We start from the raw sequence: 16,249 nt of genomic DNA, 5'->3' as shown, positions 1-16,249 counted from the left end.
AGCCTTACTCCCCAACAACCTTAGCGTCCTTCAGCATGTCGTCCGTTAAGGTGATGCCTTCCTCCTCAGCCGCTTTCTTGTTGACAATCAGCTCAAGATTTTCTGGGAAGCCGACAGGCATATCGCTAGGCTTTTTGCCTTTCAGGATTTCCACGGCCATTTTTCCGGTTGTGTAGCCAAGATCATGATAATCGAAGCCGTACGATGCAAACGTTCCGCGTTTCACCGAATCGCCCTCTCCAACAAATGTTGGGATATCTTTGTCATTCGCTACGGCAATGACGGACTCAAGCGCGGCAACAACTGTGTTGTCTTTTGGAATGTACAATACATCCACACGGCCAACCATCGACTCAGCAGCCTGCTTCACTTCAGAGCTGGTTGAAATCGTCGTTTCCACCGCTTCGAGCCCTGCTGCTTCCAATGCTTCCTTCGCATGTTTAACATTCACAACAGAGTTTGGTTCACCATTGTTATAAATAATGCCCACCTTTTTGGCATCAGGAATAAACTTTTTAATCGCTTCAATTGTATTCTTGATCGCATCCGGATGCGTATCGGATGTTCCTGTCGCATTGCCGCCCGGCTTATCAAGACTTTGGACAAGCTCAGCTCCGACAGGATCCGTAATCGCCGTGAACAAAATCGGAATATCCTTCGTCGCCTGGACAGCCGCCTGCGCACTTGGCGTCGCGATCGCTAAAATAAGGTCATTCTTGTCCGAAACAAGCTTCTGTGCAATAGACATATTGTTGTTCATGTCACCCTGCGCATTCTGGTAATCAAGCTTCAGGTTCTTGCCTTCTTCATAGCCCGCGTCCTTAAGTGCTTCAATGAACCCCTCTCTTGCAGCATCAAGGGACGGATGCTCGACAATCTGCGTGATTCCGATCTTAACCGTTTTCTCCTTGTTCTCCCCGCTTGCTTGATCGCTTCCACCGCCTCCGCATGCAGCAAGCAGCAGCATAGCCCCACTCATTAAAACAGCCAAACTCTTTTTCATCCTTCATCCCCCTAAGCCTGTCCGATATTTTTATTTTACTTTTTATAATATTCTGATAATAACACGCTGTATAAGAATGAGCAACAAAATAATTAGCATCAGGTACTAAATTCTTTTTGAAGAAATCTCACTCAACAAATATGTTTCCCCTCTTTGCTGCACCCCTGCAAAAATGAAGAAACAAATTCATCTTCAAAGTACCCACTGACCTCAATAGCCCTTCCTGTCAAAATAGTCTATTATCCTTACTATTCTATCCATATGACAAAAAGATGGGACTGGGTATAGCAAATAAAGTCAAACAACCATACAGCAATGAAGAACAAACAACTGCCTTTCATTTGGAAGTTTCACATTTTTGTCCTGTTACATAAGATGGTGAGAAATCTTTTATAGGAGGTATCTCAGTGCCTACCATCAGTCTTTGCATGATTGTGAAAAACGAAGAGGAAGTTCTGGCCAACTGTCTTCAAAGTGTACAGAACATCTGCGATGAAATCGTAATTGTAGATACAGGCTCAACGGACAGAACAAAAGAAATCGCCAAACAGTTCACAGATAAAGTCCTGGACTTTAAGTGGATTGATGATTTTTCCGCCGCCCGCAATTTTGCCTTCAGCAATGCCACCATGGATTATATTCTTTGGCTCGATGCAGATGATGTTTTCCTGCCAGAGGACCAGCATAAGTTCAAAAAGCTTAAAGCATCCCTGGATGAAAATGTGGATGGTGTCTCAATGGTTTATGTGATTGCCAGAGATGAATACGGAAATCCTTCCTTCCATTACAGAAGGAATCGCCTTGTGAAACGGAGCCGGAATTTTAAATGGGTCGGTCCTGTTCACGAGTATCTCGATGTCAGCGGCAAGATCGTCTCCTCAGATATTTCTGTGGAACATAAGAAGGATGAAAAAAACTCTACCGACACTTCATCTGACAGGAATTTACGAATTTACGAGAACCGTATCAAAAAAGGCGAGGATTTTTCCCCGAGAGACTTATACTATTATGCCAATGAACTTCGTGACCACAAGCAGTATGAAAAAGCGATCATTTACTATCATGAATTTCTTGGAGGCAAAAAAGGATGGGTGGAGGACAACATAAGGGCTTGCCTTTATTTGGCTGATTGCCATGCAAAGCTCGGTGAAAAGGACGAGGAAATGGAAGCACTTTTTAAAAGCCTGACTTATGATGCACCAAGGCCAGAACCATGCTGCCGCCTGGGAGATCGCTTCAAAGCTAAAAAAGACTATCAGACAGCCGTATTCTGGTATATGACGGCCTCAAACATGAAAAAAGATACAGCCGGATTCCAGAACGAAGCCTATTCCACCTGGTATCCCCAGCTGCAGCTATGCGTATGCCATTGGGAATTAGGCAATATCGAAAAATCAATTGAGCACAATAATTTGGCCAAGAAATACCGGCCAAATGACAAGCAGGTTTTGTTTAATGAGAAGTTTTTTAATGACTACATGGAAACTAAAAAAGGAAAGAAGTAAGGGCACTCCACCTTTACTTCTTTCCTTTTTTATTCTTACGGTTGACTCTTATAGTATTCTATCGTCTTCCTTAAGCCCTCTCTAAGTGTAAATACAGGTTTCCAATGTAACTGTTTAAGTGCTAACTCATTATCGAGGCAGCTATTAAGGATGTCACCCGGCCTGTATTTTTTGTGAATAGGTGATAACTTTTTATTTAATAGATTGTTGATTTCATCAACTAGAGTATTTATGGTGATTTCTTCATTACAGCTAATGTTCAATACTCCTCGGTACTCCTTTCTCAATGCAGCCAGGTTTGCGGAAACGATGTCTTCCACGTAAATAAAATCCCTTGTTTGTTCCCCATTTCCATATATAACAGGCGGTTCGTTTTTAAGCATTTTTTTTATAAAAACAGAAACTACACCTCCTTCTCCTTCAGCTTCCTGCCTGATTCCAAAGACATTGGCATACCGAAGAATGGTGTAGTCTAAATCGTATTGCTGGGAATATAGTGAGATGTACATTTCAGGAGTATATTTAGAAATACCATAGTTTGATAGCGGTTTAATAGGATGACGTTCGTTCACAGGCAAAAACACAGGATTCCCATAGACTGCCGCAGACGAGGAATAAATCAGCTTCGAATTATATACTTTACATAGTTCCAATACCTTCAGGGTGCCTAATATATTAATCTCTGCGTCATGGGCAGACTTCTCAATAGACTTTTGAACGTTTATTTGGGCTGCGAGATGAATGACTGCATCCGGTCTAATTTTTTCAAAAAATGAGATGAAGTCGTCTTCCAAAATATTAATGTTGTGAAATTCTGCCTCTGGATGCAAAAAATCACGTTTGCCTGATGATAAATTATCAACGACATACGTTTTGTATCCGTTTTGAATCAGCCCATCCACGATATTTGAACCAATAAATCCAGCTCCCCCTGTCACTAATACCTTCATTCTATTTCTCCCTTTGTTTCGTTAATTTAGTGTTTTCCTTTTACCTTATGTTTCCTGACCTTCCCTTGTTTGGGCAAATCGGTGAACCATTTATTTGGCACATAAATATAATGATTGAGAATGGAAAAAGTTCATAGGAGAGGAGACCCTTTCTTGAGTTACTCGATTTCAAAGGAGCAATGGGAAAATATATATAAACTTGGGTACCCTGGGCAATGGGATACAGCATCATTAGTATCGGAATCTATTTATAAAGGTGGAGAAGGTCTTATACAGGAAAAACTAAAGGCCAATCAATTTCTCCCGTTTAATATTGAAGACATTATTGAAGAAGGCATGAAAAGATATTCAGACAGCATCATTCAACTAAAAACGCCTCATGAGGTGAAGCAGGAAATTTGGCAAGCGATGAAAGCCAAAAGAGGATTAAGTGTTATTCGTTTAGGAGACGGAGAAATATTGGCTTTATCACATGATCTGCTCGTTCCTGCAGACGCAATCAACAAAAGCGTAAAATTGAAATATGCTCTCGGAGGCTTTATAGTACCGGATCATGTAAAAAGAACTGAATTAACCCAAAATTTATTAGAAGCAGACTTCGTCGGAATTCCTAAGGCCAGATATCCTACCTATCAGCGTCTATTCAATTCTCTCGCCAAAACCCTTCAGCTGCCATTACACAAAATGAACATTACAGATTCGCGCATAAACTATCTCATGAATGAGGAATCCACCATTTATCACGACTTGTTGTCGAAATATCGGATTTTGTTGATTGGAAATCGTGCTAAGAATGGCATGGAATACCTTAAAAAGCTTGGCTACAAATCAATCGTAGGCTCTGTTCCGGTACCTAACATCTATGAAGTGCCAAGGGTACTTGAGGAAGTAAATCAATTTGACTTCGATGCTGCCTTCGTGTCCGCTGGGATCCCTGCAAACCTCATCTGCGTTGCTCTTGCGAAACAAGGAAAAGTAGCGATTGATTTCGGCCATTTACTTGATTGGTATATAAATGGATCGAAAAGAATCAGACAAAATTAAAAAAGTAGGTAATGACATGATTAGTGTAGTTCTTGCCGTTTACAATAATGAAAGTTTTGTAGGTGAAGCCATTGAAAGCATCCTAAATCAGACGTTTGCCGATTTTGAACTGATCATCATTAACGATGGTTCAACTGACAGTACCGATGAGGTCATTCAATCCTTTGACGATAAACGGATTCGTTATTATAAACAAGAAAACAAAGGAGTTGCCGCCGCCAAAAATGCAGGAATGAGGCTTGCAAAAGGAGATTATATCACCATTCATGATTCTGATGATGTATCCCTTCCTAACAGATTTGAAAGAATGATGAAGGGCCTGGAATCAAACGATATAGGATTTGTTCACTGCGACATGCTATTAATGACTGAGAAGGGCAAACCCTTTGGCTACTGGCAATCCAACAACATTTTCCCTGAATCTATGTATACCTTCTTCCTGAATATAGGCACTCCCTTTAATAACCCAACGATTATCTTTAAAAAAGAAGCCATAAATGGTCTTTTACATGATGAAACCGTGAAAGTTGGGTCGGATACTGATTTAGTTCTACAAATCGCCAGAGAGTGCAAATCTTATCATATTGCTGAACCTTTATACCTTTACAGAAGACATCAGACAAATGTAACAAACAATAAGGACTCCGAAGTATTAACCAGGCATGTGAGAAAACATTTAAAAGATGAGGATTTAAATTGGATCCCAGCTATAGATTGGAATTCACCTGACGGAAATGCGTTATTCATTGCTAAGCTAGTAGCTGGGGTTGCCCTGTCGAGAAGATGGATGTTAGATGACGCAATTCTTTTATTCAGAGATGCCATCCCTCTGATCAGGAATAAGCGTGACCGGGACTTCTTTGAAGGAATGAAAGCCATTGTGGAAAAAGACTATCAACGAGCCGTCAATATGTTTAGTAAAATATCAGAAAGAACTCACCACGTGGAAAACTACCTAGGTGAGGCCTATCTTCATCTAAAAAAATATGACGAAGCCTTTTTACACTTTAAAAAGGCACTTTCGTTCAAGCCGGATTATGAAGAACCGATTCACAATTTAAGAGCTTTAGGACTCATAAAAGGACTGCATGCGATTGATATTCGGGCAAATCGATATAAATGACCCTCTAAATATAATTTAGAGGGTCTCCTTTTATGGCTGGATATTATAAAAAAACTCAGGACAGGATGCCGCATCACCTAATAATCGAATGAAATCAATCGAATAAGAGTCTGGTTTTTCTTGATCACTAGCTAAGATATTCAGCTTATAAAAATCGGCATTATACGGAAATTCTTTCATAAGCTCCTTCAGCTTCTTCTTCGCTTCCTGCTTCCGTTGAAGCCGGATCAGAGTTACCACAATCCATTTCCCCCACACAACCTTATTCTTAGTATGATCTTGCTTGTATAAGGTGTTAAATTCTTCAAGTGCCTGCTCGAATTGTTTTCTTAAGAATGCCTGATACCCTTTTTCATTATAAATTTGCAACTTATTCCTTGGGTAAACAGGACAATAACAATTCTCACTCTTTCCTTCGCCACCGTATTTCCGGACAGCGATGATTTCCCACTTTGCTATTTGGGGAACCTTTTCAACCTTGTAAAGCACAGGAACTTTTACAATATCAGCATCGGTCGCCTTGAGGAATTTTCGCAATTTAAGATAATCTGCCTGATTCACACAATCTTCTTCAGTGATAACGATATCCCAATCTTCCAATCTTGCCTTAGTAGATACCTGGTAAGCAGCAATATCTTTGTAATAATCCAGGATATTTTGAATGATTGCTTTCCAGTTATATTGATTTGCAGTAGCTAAACCGTTCGATATTAATGTCTTTTTTGTTTTTGGATGTAGTAATACTTCTTTAATTTTTCCGGCCATATCAACAGGATCTTTCATTTTACAAATGAGTGCATTCTGCTCATGTACAGCATACTCCAAGGACCCAGGATTATTAGTTGTCACAACCGCGCATCCGCAGGCCATCGCTTCAAGTGGCGGCAAAGGAAAATTCTCGTATGAAGATCCGCAAACATACAATGCCGCTCCCCTATATAAGCTGCCAATCTTTTGCTGAGGCGGGTTAACAAATACCTTTGTCGCAAGCTTCTTCATTTTTTCAGAGGGTTGTTCAGGTGTAATCCAATACAAATCTAAATCAAAATCTAATCCCTCTTTTACTTTTTCATACGCTTCAATGATTGTAGGGATGCCTTTGAATGACGCACTTTCCCCACCAACCATTAATAAGTATGGCCTTTCCCCGGATTCTTTTTCTCCATTAACACAAAACACACGTTCATCAACAGCATTAGGATAAACTGATGCCTCTCTCCCATATATCTTCGTAATCATCTCCGCTGCCTGATGGGATACGGTGAAAATAAAAGGAGGAATTTCATATTGCTTTTGAATAAAATCCTTTAATTTCCTATTCATGGATTCATAGTCAAACAAATGAAAATCACCCTGTTCAAAATAAACGACAGGTGCAATACCAGTTTCAATACATGCTTGAATATGATCCCAGTAAGTAGCGACAATAATATCGCAGTCTGGAATTCCCTTGGCCAGTTCTAGATCAAATGGGACTTGAATATAGTCTGCTTCGATCGGGAACCAGTCCGGCTTCTGAAAATGTGAAAGAAGTGTTACTTTAGAGCCAGCTTCCCGCAACTTGTTTGCATGCTCCAATATCACCTTTACACCCCCACATATGCCTACATGGGTCATGGCATAGACAATATGGAGCTGTTTTTTCTTGTTTTTCGTTGAATGAATTAAGCATTGCTTTTCAGCATAAGGAAGACGTGCTAACCGTTTGTTGAATTCATTTGTTCTGAGTTCTTTGAACATAGCAAACACCTCTAAATCAATCACCATAAAATATTCCTTTTAAGGTAAGTAATTTTGAATTTAAAGAAAGCAGTATAATGTACTTTATGTTTAACTAATAAAAAGTTTCTTTTATTCCTTCATTATTTAAGGATTAGGATTCATATTTTTTTGCACTGATTATTCCAATTATTAGCTGATCCAAAATCATTAAAAAGGGACAATTGCCCCGATTTCCAGACATACTATCCTACTAATAACCTTTTTAATTTTTTCTTTCAAATTTAATAAATACAATCATTGATCAAAATAAAAAAGGAAAGATTAATCTCTCCTCTTTTACTTTTTGGCTATGTTAAAGCTCATTGTTGTTTTGAAACTATGTTAAAAAGAGCGAAGGTGCGAGACTCCAGCAGATGCACAAACCTGGCAAGACCCCACAAACTCGCATAGCGCTGAGGAGTCTCCCCCGGCCGCCCATGGAAAGCGAAGCGCCGGGAGCGGACTCAACAGGCAGGTTTAACTAGCAAACTTTTAATAAACTTTTCTTTTCACGGGCTACTATTTAGAATAAAACACTTTAACTAATATACCCGATATGACATGTTGCTATTGCTATATCATCACCTAAATTAACTGCACCAACAAATACTCCCTCAACCGTACCAGTAAATGAAGTTCCACCGGCATTAATATTAATTCCTTCATCCGCTGGGATAGAACTTAGTGCTGTTCTAATTGCTGCTTCACATTCCTCTTCACAACTTAATGGAGGCTCCGGATCTGGTAAATCTAAGAATTCTAATCCATGACTTGTAAACGTACCCTGTTGAAGTGTAATGGCAACAATTTCGCAAATATTTACTATAGCTACAAGTTGCCCTCCTGAACCTTCAAGTCTTACTGCACCATTACCAATGATTTCAACTGGGAATCCTGCTCCAGTACCAGCGTCATTTTCAGTCCTAATATTTACAGAAATATCATTATTAGGGTTAGCATCATTATTTATTTCAACAATCTGCTCTAAAAGATTTCTTATTTGTTCAGTACAAATACATCCAATATCTGGACAATCACATTCACCTGTTGGTCCTTGTGGTCCGGTTGGCCCCGTTGGTCCGGTCGGCCCTGTTGGCCCCGTCGGTCCTGTTGGCCCTGTTGGTCCCGTTGGTCCGGTTGGTCCTGTTGGCCCGGTTGGTCCCGTTGGTCCCGTTGGTCCTGTTGGTCCGGTTGGTCCGGTCGGTCCTGTTGGTCCGGTTGGCCCGGTTGGTCCCGTTGGTCCGGTTGGCCCGGTTGGTCCCGTTGGTCCCGTTGGTCCCGTTGGTCCGGTTGGTCCGGTCGGTCCTGTTGGTCCCGTTGGTCCGGTTGGCCCCGTTGGTCCTGTTGGCCCCGTTGGTCCTGTTGGCCCCGTTGGTCCCGTTGGTCCCGTTGGTCCGGTTGGCCCCGTCGGTCCCGTTGGTCCGGTTGGTCCCGTTGGTCCCGTTGGTCCGGTTGGCCCGGTTGGTCCCGTTGGTCCCGTTGGCCCTGTTGGTCCCGTTGGTCCTGTTGGCCCTGTTGGTCCCGTTGGTCCGGTTGGTCCGGTTGGCCCTGTTGGTCCCGTTGGTCCGGTTGGCCCTGTTGGTCCGGTTGGTCCGGTTGGTCCCGTTGGTCCGGTCGGTCCTGTTGGTCCCGTTGGCCCTGTTGGCCCCGTTGGTCCCGTTGGTCCGGTTGGCCCTGTTGGTCCCGTTGGTCCCGTTGGTCCCGTCGGTCCGGTTGGTCCCGTTGGCCCTGTTGGCCCCGTTGGTCCCGTTGGTCCGGTTGGCCCTGTTGGTCCCGTTGGTCCCGTTGGTCCCGTCGGTCCGGTTGGTCCCGTTGGTCCCGTTGGTCCGGTTGGCCCTGTTGGTCCCGTTGGTCCCGTTGGTCCGGTCGGTCCTATTGGTCCCGTTGGTCCGGTTGGGCCCGTCGGTCCTGTTGGTCCCGTTGGCCCCGTCGGTCCGGTTGGCCCCGTTGGTCCGGTTGGCCCTGTTGGCCCCGTTGGTCCGGTTGGTCCCGTTGGTCCCGTTGGCCCCGTTGGTCCTGTTGGTCCCGTTGGCCCCGTTGGTCCTGTTGGTCCCGTTGGTCCTGTTGCTCCTGTGGCTCCAGTTGCTCCGGTTGCTCCTGTGGCTCCGATTGCTCCGGTTGGCCCAGCTGGCCCGGTCGGCCCTATCGCTCCTCCACCAATTGGGACTTGTTGTTTCTGAAGCAGCTTGATTGTAAAATTGACAATCATCTTTTCCACGATGTTCCTAAAGGTTCCTTCAAATATTGCTCCCTCTTGTAACAGTACCCTGTCCGTTGCTTCATCCCACTCTATAATATCGCTGGAGATCAAATCACAGTATGGAATTTCATTATAGTGTTGAGTACTAGTTTGATGAAATTGCGAAGGGTCGCTCGTTAGCAGTTCATCTTTTTCAGGAAAGCCCTCCGGTAAAGGTTCGGTAATCAAAAAATCAAATTCACTGCGCTGGTTAAATTTAACGTTTACTGGACGAGTAATGAACTCCCTAATTGTAGTGGTACACTCAAAAGGAACTTTCACGGTAAGAGATCGGATATTTGAGTCTATTGACTTCAGCATCCATCCTGCTGGTGCAGCAGCGTATCTGATATTTTTTTCTACATATCCTTTTATGAATAACTGGTTGGTTGGCACAAGGAGACGACATTGCACAAGGACTACTCGTTTTTTTATATCCTTGATTTCCAATACATCTTCAGGAAAGGTAATGTTAGCTTTAACCTGGGTACTAACTTCAATCTCAGCTAAGACGACAGGTACCTTGCTTATTTTTGCCTCAAAATTCACTTCCGGTACTACGTTTCTGTTTGAACAATTGCTAATATTCGCCGAAATCTCCTTTTTGTGATTCTCTTTATCTCTCAATTATCTCACTCCCTTATTTTTATTGAGAACACATTATTTTATGGGGATTTCTCTACAGGGGATTGGACTATGTATATAAAATCCGCGAGCGTAGGGATAATTCCACACCTGCCTTAGAATATAAATAGAGGTGGAGGCTATGAAGGAGGTTAAGAATTAGGGGCAATTTTTATCTAATTCTTTATATTGGACAATTGTTATCTCACAGAACATGCAAAACTGGGCAAAATCGCCAACTACACCGCAACCTCAATCTTTTCGTGGAAGAAATGGTGGTTGGATTTTCTCATTCCCTCTTGCATCTGGCCATCTTCTCCATCCTCCCCTCGTTGGTCATGTTAGCTCGGTCGATCCGGTTCCTGTTGGCACCGTTGATTGGGAAACGGCTCATGTCCTTACTAAAAGTTAATACCATTCAAATTTGATTAGTTTTCTCCGTTCAAGAATAAATCTGATCAAGCATTAACTAAAATAAGCTACCATTCTTATATTAAATGGTGGCAATATCGATAGATTGGGGCTAAATAACAAAAAAAGACTACCTCCTTGGAAGTAGTCCTTCTATATGTTGCAAGATTTTAATATGACACCCCAGTCCGAGTATGAGTCTTTTCAAACTCTGCCATATCAGGGTCAAAATACTTTTCATCGTACTTGGCTACAAACTTGTCATCATCCACATAACCAGAACCCCATGTCGGATCCATTGTAATCCATTCGCCCTCAAGATTCGCTTCCACCCATGCATGCTTTGATGGCCACCAGCCGCCTCTGGCCATGCCTTCAACGAACCGGGCTTCAATATCGCTCGCTCTCAGCAGGGCAATTGTCAGATACGAATAATCCTGGCAGACACCAGTTTTCAAATCCAGGGTTTTCAAAGCACTGTCATCCCAGTTGAAATCATCCGTTTCCAGCTTTTCAACATCATAAGCAACCGTTTTGGCTACATATTCATATATCGCTTTCGCTTTATCTCTTTCCGTGCTCTTTCCGGCTGTAATGTCCTTTGCCAGCTGTTTAATCGGTTCCGCATCTGATTGAATACCTCTCGATGGCAAAAGGTCACGCTGGTCTTCTCCTGAGGATTCCACTTCAAACCTGGCAAAGCCATAATACCTGAAGTAATCGCTATTCTCTTCTTTTATCTCCGGCACACTGAGGACAACCTCATACTTTCCAGGGCCGAACCGCAGATAAAAAGAGTCATCAAACTTGAAATCCTTAACAGGAATTACATCTAAAGCTTCATCCTCACCCTTTTTAATCGTGATATAAATATGCGTAGTTCCTGGCCCAAATTCAGCATTTGGATCGATTCTACCTTTCACATGATACATGCCATCCGTCTCCTCGCCGCCAAAGACCGGCGCCTCCAGGGTAACTCCTCTTTCACGGTAGACATCCATATACTCGATTGGAAGCATCGTACGATCGGACTCATTATCAATCAAGATAGTCGCAGCAGTCTGGTAGTAATTTTCCCGTTCTTTATCCGGCACCAGAACCTCCAGCTCATGAACGCCTTTCCCGTAAAATAACGGTACATCATAGCTGAACTGCCCATTCTTGATTGGAAGGACATGTTTCCAGCTTTCCGAACCCTTTGTAAGCTTGAGCATGACGGTATCCTCATCCGCAAGCTTACCCGCTTCCCCTTTTAAGCTAAAAACCTCATTTTCTTTTATATAGCTTGAGTCCATGTTAAGGAGAGTCACTTCGGCATCCTGACCAAAGGGAGTCAGCGTAATATCACGTTCAATTTCAGGATTGACATTGTGGACATCAAAAGCCGTCGCCTCAAAATAATAATTCTCCGTTTCAGTGCTCGGAATCTGGACACTCACATGGTACTTGCCCTCACCATTGAAAAAGTGAATCTTCTGCTTGAACTTTCCTTCTTTTAATTTCGTATAGTACTCATGCTGATTTCCTGCCGGCCCTTCCTCTTCAGCCGATACCTTAATCCAGACATAATCCGATTTTAACGAAGAAAATTTTTCAACCTTGCCTTCTACAACCACTTCCCCGTTAACAGCAAATTCCTTGTGCTCAGGTTTTGTAAATGTCGAATTAATTTCTTGATTATAAGAACTGATCTCAAGTGGCTGAAGCTCTATTTCCTTGTTTTTTTCCTTTACGAGCTTTTCATATTTATCCTCTTCTTTTTTCTCCGCTTTCGCTTTGGCGTCGCTCGGACTTGAGTCGCTGCAGCCCGAAAGAATAAAAATCGCGCTCATTACCAGCAGCATCACCGTTAAAATAGGATTCTTGGAATTCATAGCTTCCTCCTTCGGATCGTCCTCTATTTGCAGATTAATTTACGGCTTCCTGGCAGAAAAGTTCCTGGGACCTATGTACCTTTTTACATGACTGTCTCATTCATCCTTTATATGATTCTATTATGAAATAAATGTCTTGTCCGCTTTATCGTCCTGTCGTCATGAAAAAATTCCAGTCCAATTTAATAATGAACAGCATCTCGAAGTGAAGTACTGTATTCTGAACTAAGCAATGCTCTTTTTATTCAATAAAAAATCCGCCTCACTTTTATGTGGCAGATCATTTATCGTTTCTTTTTGATTACTTTATGCGCTCGATGGCTTCAGCTGTATCACTTGCATGCAATCTTTTTTTGCCAATGCCATGTTGATGCATTCGCTTTGTTAGTCATTATCATTATCGAAGATATTATTGTTCGTTCCGTTGTTGTCGATGTTTTGCGGAGTGTTGTCTTCTAGTTCATTACCGAAGATTGAATTGTCATTGCCGTTAATCTCAATACCATCGTCATGATTTTCTTCTACATCGTTATCTTGAACGATGTTTAGGTTTCCGTTCACTTCAATGCCGGATTGGCAGTTTCCTTCCACTTCGTTGCCGTATGCAATATTGCTTTGGCTTGAAATTTCAATACCGTCGTATTTATTGTTTTTAACATTGTTGTTTACAGCAACAGAATTGTTGCCATCTGCGATTAAAATACCGTTAAAGGTGTTGCCTTCCGCATGGTTGCCATATACAAGTGTGTTTTGCCCTCTTACCACAAAGCCATCTTGAGCATTGCAGACAGACTTATTGTTTATAAAGGCATTTCCAGTTGCAGTGGCTGTCCAACCATCTACACCGTCCCCTCCATTTTCAATTATTTCATTTTCAACTAGCCAGTTATTAGATGAACCGGGGAACCAACCGAAGATCACCCCATCGGAGTCATTATTCCGAATGGTGTTTTGATACATAAAGTTACCAGTGGAATTTTCAAGTAAGATACCCTCGCCACTGTTTTGCATGACATTCCCAATGATGCGATGAAAGCCGCCTAAATAGACCCAGACACCTCTTAAGGAATTTTGGATTACGAAGCCGAAGATTTCCACATCCGTAACGTCTAATAGACTGAACGGGTTCTCTCCCCTGTTATTGGCTTCAAGGGTAACTCCATGTTTCTCCTCAGCAATGATCCGTATGGAGTTTTTTTCAACCACCACCGAGTCTCTGTAGAATCCACATTTGACCAATACGACATCACCAGGATTCGCGGCATTCACTCCGGCTTGGATTGTCGGCTGATCATTTGGGACACAAATAATTGTCATTACACTCACCTCTCTTATTTTTTTGACCAATTTCATAATCGGTCACTATACTCTATGATTCTCAAAGATTAATGGTTTGGACAAACCCTATAGGCTTTGACATATTTTTTACAAGAGTTACTCTTATTGAAATGAATATTCTGTTATTAAAAATGGATGTTGCTGACTATTTAGTAATAAAAACAACACAAAAAGAGGCTTCCCAAAAGTCCAGAAAACGAATGGAAGGCCTCTATGTTAATACTTTAAGTTTGTCGATATTCACTCGAAACTTGTAGATATTTCTCGGGAAATTGTTGAAATTTGAAAAATGAGAACATGGGTTATGTTTGATAACTCTTGGTCAATGAATCCTCTAATGAACTTATGCTGATACAAAAGATTTTTCAGTATATCGTATAGGTCTTGTACGTATCACGAAACGCTATAGTGTTCCATGTCGTTTCACCACTATAGTCTTCAATAGGTGTTAAATCTTTGACCCTAGTGTTAATTTTATATCAATTTTGAATTCAACTGTCACTTATATCGCCCTGCGATACGAAATGAAAAAGAACCGATTAACCCTTCTTGTCCAGTCGAAATGGACTTTCAACTGCCTCGATCATGATTTTCACCTTTTTCAATTTACGAAGTCCTATTACCCGCATATTGATTAAGAAATTAATATCAATTATGCCTTTGTTTTTTCGATAACCAGATAGAATGAACAAAATCTGCTATTTTCGGAATAAGGAAAAAAACAGACTCCATTTATCTTTTGGTCTTTGGATCGCTTCTTCTAAACGATTATTAAAATCATTTTGTGAACGCCATTCTTTTTGCTGTTCTTCCCGCATGCTTTGGATTTCTTTTTGCAAGAGTTCGCTTTTTTGTTGTTCTTGCTGCAGCATAGTTTCGTAATAGTTTTTTTGTTGTTCAGTTAATTTTTCAATTTTAACATTCGTTTTCTGCGCGGAATTGCCAATAGTAGAACTTATAACATGATGATCTTGCTGGAGTCTTGAAACCGTTGTTTTAAGCTGGGCCATATCATTTGTCAGCTTGGCATTCATTTCCCGTGTCGCAGCAAGTTCATTGACGACAAACATTAGTACTTCTTTTAATTGATTCGGGTCTTGGGGTAAATTCTCATATGTATCAGAAATCGCAACCTCGGTTCCACTAGACTCTTCCAATCTTTCTTTTTGCTGAGATACAATATCTTTCGCTGTATCGTCCAGGGGCTTGTCTGTATCGCGTAACGCTATAAGCGCTCCGATGTCCGTTTGAACAAAAATACGTCGATCGCCGTCTTTTAAAAACTCATAGCCATTCCGCTCCAAGATCTGGCCATACTTACGAACAGTAGGAGTGGCAATACCCACTTCTTCCGCTACTTCCTTCGAGGAGAAAGCTCGTTCATTAGGTTGTATATCGCGTCGCATATCGAACCTCCTTTTCTATTAATATGAATGTTTTTAGCTTTATTTGCAAGTCGTATCGGCATACGATACAAATCAAATTGGAGTACACAATCTATTACTGAATTGCAATCCGAAATGTTTCTCACATTATTCTAGCATTCAATAACACTTTGACTTGAATTATCTTAGAAGATAAGATGAAAGTAAGGATCTGAGGAAAGGATTTTGCATGATGAAAAACCATGAAACGGCTGATTTGGGTGAAACAAGACAGACGATCATTCAAACAGCACATAAGCTGTTTATGGAATTAGGCTATCGGGCTGTTTCGACCAGGCAAATCGCCGAAGCCTGCGGAGTGACGCAGCCAGCTCTATATCACCATTTTAAAAATAAGCAAACCCTTTATATCGAAGTCATACTGACCGAGCTTCAGAAAACGAAAAACAGTTTGGAAAGAATCATAAAACGCCATAAGGATCTAAAGGAATGTCTAATGGGAATCGCCCATTATATCTTGCTGAATAAACCAGAAGAAATGCATCAAATGTTCAGGGACATTCAACAAGAACTAAATCCTGAATCCCGTCAGCTGATCTCTAAAAGTTGGTTTGACAGCTACGTCCATCCGTTGGCAGAGATTTTTGATAAGGGCATCCAGAATGGCGAACTCCGCAATCCTGAGGTATTTGGGGCAGACCCGGTCAGTTCCGCCTTTTTACTGTTGAATATGCTGAGCCATTCCCCAGCACAGGCGGCAGGAGCTTCACCACAGGAGCAAAAGAAAATTTACGAGCAGCATGTCCAAATGCTTGTTAATGTATTATTATATGGCATTGCTTCAGAGGAAAAAAAATATAAACATATTTATATTTTTTTGCAGCATACTTATCACTTGATAAGTTTTTCATTTCCGTTTAATCTTTTTTTATCACGTTTATTTACTATCCATATAATCTAAACTTATCGAGTGATAAGGAAGGGGAGTTAGA

The 16,249-nt window shown here is 41.6% G+C and carries 11 protein-coding genes; 4 read left to right on the top strand and 7 right to left on the bottom strand.

Annotation, left to right across the window (positions count from 1 at the left end; translation table 11 throughout):
* Window positions 1–4: 4 nt before the first annotated feature.
* Window positions 5–1,003: an ABC transporter substrate binding protein gene (locus tag AABM38_RS01515; RefSeq protein WP_423408804.1), complete on the bottom strand. Its 999-nt coding sequence runs from the start codon at window positions 1,001–1,003 to the stop codon at window positions 5–7.
* A gap of 428 nt (window positions 1,004–1,431) precedes the next feature.
* On the opposite strand from AABM38_RS01515, the gene AABM38_RS01510 reads away from it, so the two are divergent.
* Complete coding sequence (locus AABM38_RS01510; RefSeq protein ID WP_423410623.1) at window positions 1,432–2,508, top strand: glycosyltransferase; 1,077 nt, start codon at window positions 1,432–1,434, stop codon at window positions 2,506–2,508.
* A 35-nt stretch (window positions 2,509–2,543) separates the two neighbouring features.
* On the opposite strand, the gene AABM38_RS01505 is transcribed toward AABM38_RS01510, so the two are convergent.
* Complete coding sequence (locus AABM38_RS01505) at window positions 2,544–3,458, bottom strand: NAD-dependent epimerase/dehydratase family protein (RefSeq protein ID WP_423408803.1); 915 nt, start codon at window positions 3,456–3,458, stop codon at window positions 2,544–2,546.
* Window positions 3,459–3,611: 153 nt separating this feature from the next.
* Here AABM38_RS01505 and AABM38_RS01500 point away from each other — a divergent pair, with 153 nt between their 5' ends.
* Complete coding sequence (locus AABM38_RS01500; RefSeq protein WP_423408802.1) at window positions 3,612–4,502, top strand: GT-D fold domain-containing glycosyltransferase; 891 nt, start codon at window positions 3,612–3,614, stop codon at window positions 4,500–4,502.
* Window positions 4,503–4,518: 16 nt separating this feature from the next.
* On the top strand, window positions 4,519–5,625 hold the full coding sequence (locus AABM38_RS01495; protein WP_423408801.1) for a glycosyltransferase: 1,107 nt from the start codon (window positions 4,519–4,521) through the stop codon (window positions 5,623–5,625).
* A 30-nt stretch (window positions 5,626–5,655) separates the two neighbouring features.
* Here AABM38_RS01495 and AABM38_RS01490 read toward each other — a convergent pair whose 3' ends face one another.
* From AABM38_RS01490 to AABM38_RS01470, 5 genes are all read right to left on the bottom strand, one after another.
* On the bottom strand, window positions 5,656–7,392 hold the full coding sequence (locus AABM38_RS01490) for a glycosyltransferase family 4 protein (protein WP_423408800.1): 1,737 nt from the start codon (window positions 7,390–7,392) through the stop codon (window positions 5,656–5,658).
* Window positions 7,393–7,924: 532 nt separating this feature from the next.
* Window positions 7,925–10,252, bottom strand: coding sequence for a CsxC family protein (locus tag AABM38_RS01485; protein WP_423408799.1), 2,328 nt, complete (start codon window positions 10,250–10,252; stop codon window positions 7,925–7,927).
* Between the two features lie 578 nt (window positions 10,253–10,830).
* Window positions 10,831–12,534, bottom strand: a complete 1,704-nt coding sequence (locus AABM38_RS01480) for a transglutaminase-like domain-containing protein (protein ID WP_423408798.1) — start codon at window positions 12,532–12,534, stop codon at window positions 10,831–10,833.
* A gap of 384 nt (window positions 12,535–12,918) precedes the next feature.
* Window positions 12,919–13,851, bottom strand: coding sequence for a right-handed parallel beta-helix repeat-containing protein (locus AABM38_RS01475; RefSeq protein WP_423408797.1), 933 nt, complete (start codon window positions 13,849–13,851; stop codon window positions 12,919–12,921).
* Window positions 13,852–14,570: 719 nt separating this feature from the next.
* Window positions 14,571–15,278: a hypothetical protein gene (locus tag AABM38_RS01470; RefSeq protein ID WP_423408796.1), complete on the bottom strand. Its 708-nt coding sequence runs from the start codon at window positions 15,276–15,278 to the stop codon at window positions 14,571–14,573.
* 208 nt (window positions 15,279–15,486) lie between these two features.
* On the opposite strand from AABM38_RS01470, the gene AABM38_RS01465 reads away from it, so the two are divergent.
* Window positions 15,487–16,218 carry a TetR/AcrR family transcriptional regulator gene (locus tag AABM38_RS01465; RefSeq protein WP_423408795.1) on the top strand — a complete coding sequence of 244 codons (732 nt, stop codon included), beginning with the start codon at window positions 15,487–15,489 and terminating at the stop codon, window positions 16,216–16,218.
* Window positions 16,219–16,249: the final 31 nt, after the last annotated feature.

Origin of the sequence: Heyndrickxia sp. MSNUG (assembly GCF_049532715.1) — a bacterium.
Lineage (GTDB): Bacteria > Bacillota > Bacilli > Bacillales > Cytobacillaceae > Mesobacillus.
Note: the sequence above shows the minus strand (reverse complement) of the source record. Positions and strands in the feature narration are given on the sequence as shown.

Bases quoted from the DNA above. Each gene is read 5' to 3' on its own strand.
- AABM38_RS01510 (WP_423410623.1), top strand. From the start codon at position 1,432: ATGATTGTGAAAAACGAAGAGGAAGTTCTGGCCAACTGTCTTCAAAGT.
- AABM38_RS01470 (WP_423408796.1), bottom strand. From the start codon at position 15,278: ATGCGACGCGATATACAACCTAATGAACGAGCTTTCTCCTCGAAGGAA.
- AABM38_RS01495 (WP_423408801.1), top strand. From the start codon at position 4,519: ATGATTAGTGTAGTTCTTGCCGTTTACAATAATGAAAGTTTTGTAGGT.
- AABM38_RS01515 (WP_423408804.1), bottom strand. From the start codon at position 1,003: ATGAAAAAGAGTTTGGCTGTTTTAATGAGTGGGGCTATGCTGCTGCTT.
- AABM38_RS01465 (WP_423408795.1), top strand. From the start codon at position 15,487: ATGATGAAAAACCATGAAACGGCTGATTTGGGTGAAACAAGACAGACG.
- AABM38_RS01475 (WP_423408797.1), bottom strand. From the start codon at position 13,851: ATGACAATTATTTGTGTCCCAAATGATCAGCCGACAATCCAAGCCGGA.
- AABM38_RS01490 (WP_423408800.1), bottom strand. From the start codon at position 7,392: ATGGTGATTGATTTAGAGGTGTTTGCTATGTTCAAAGAACTCAGAACA.
- AABM38_RS01480 (WP_423408798.1), bottom strand. From the start codon at position 12,534: ATGAATTCCAAGAATCCTATTTTAACGGTGATGCTGCTGGTAATGAGC.
- AABM38_RS01505 (WP_423408803.1), bottom strand. From the start codon at position 3,458: ATGAAGGTATTAGTGACAGGGGGAGCTGGATTTATTGGTTCAAATATC.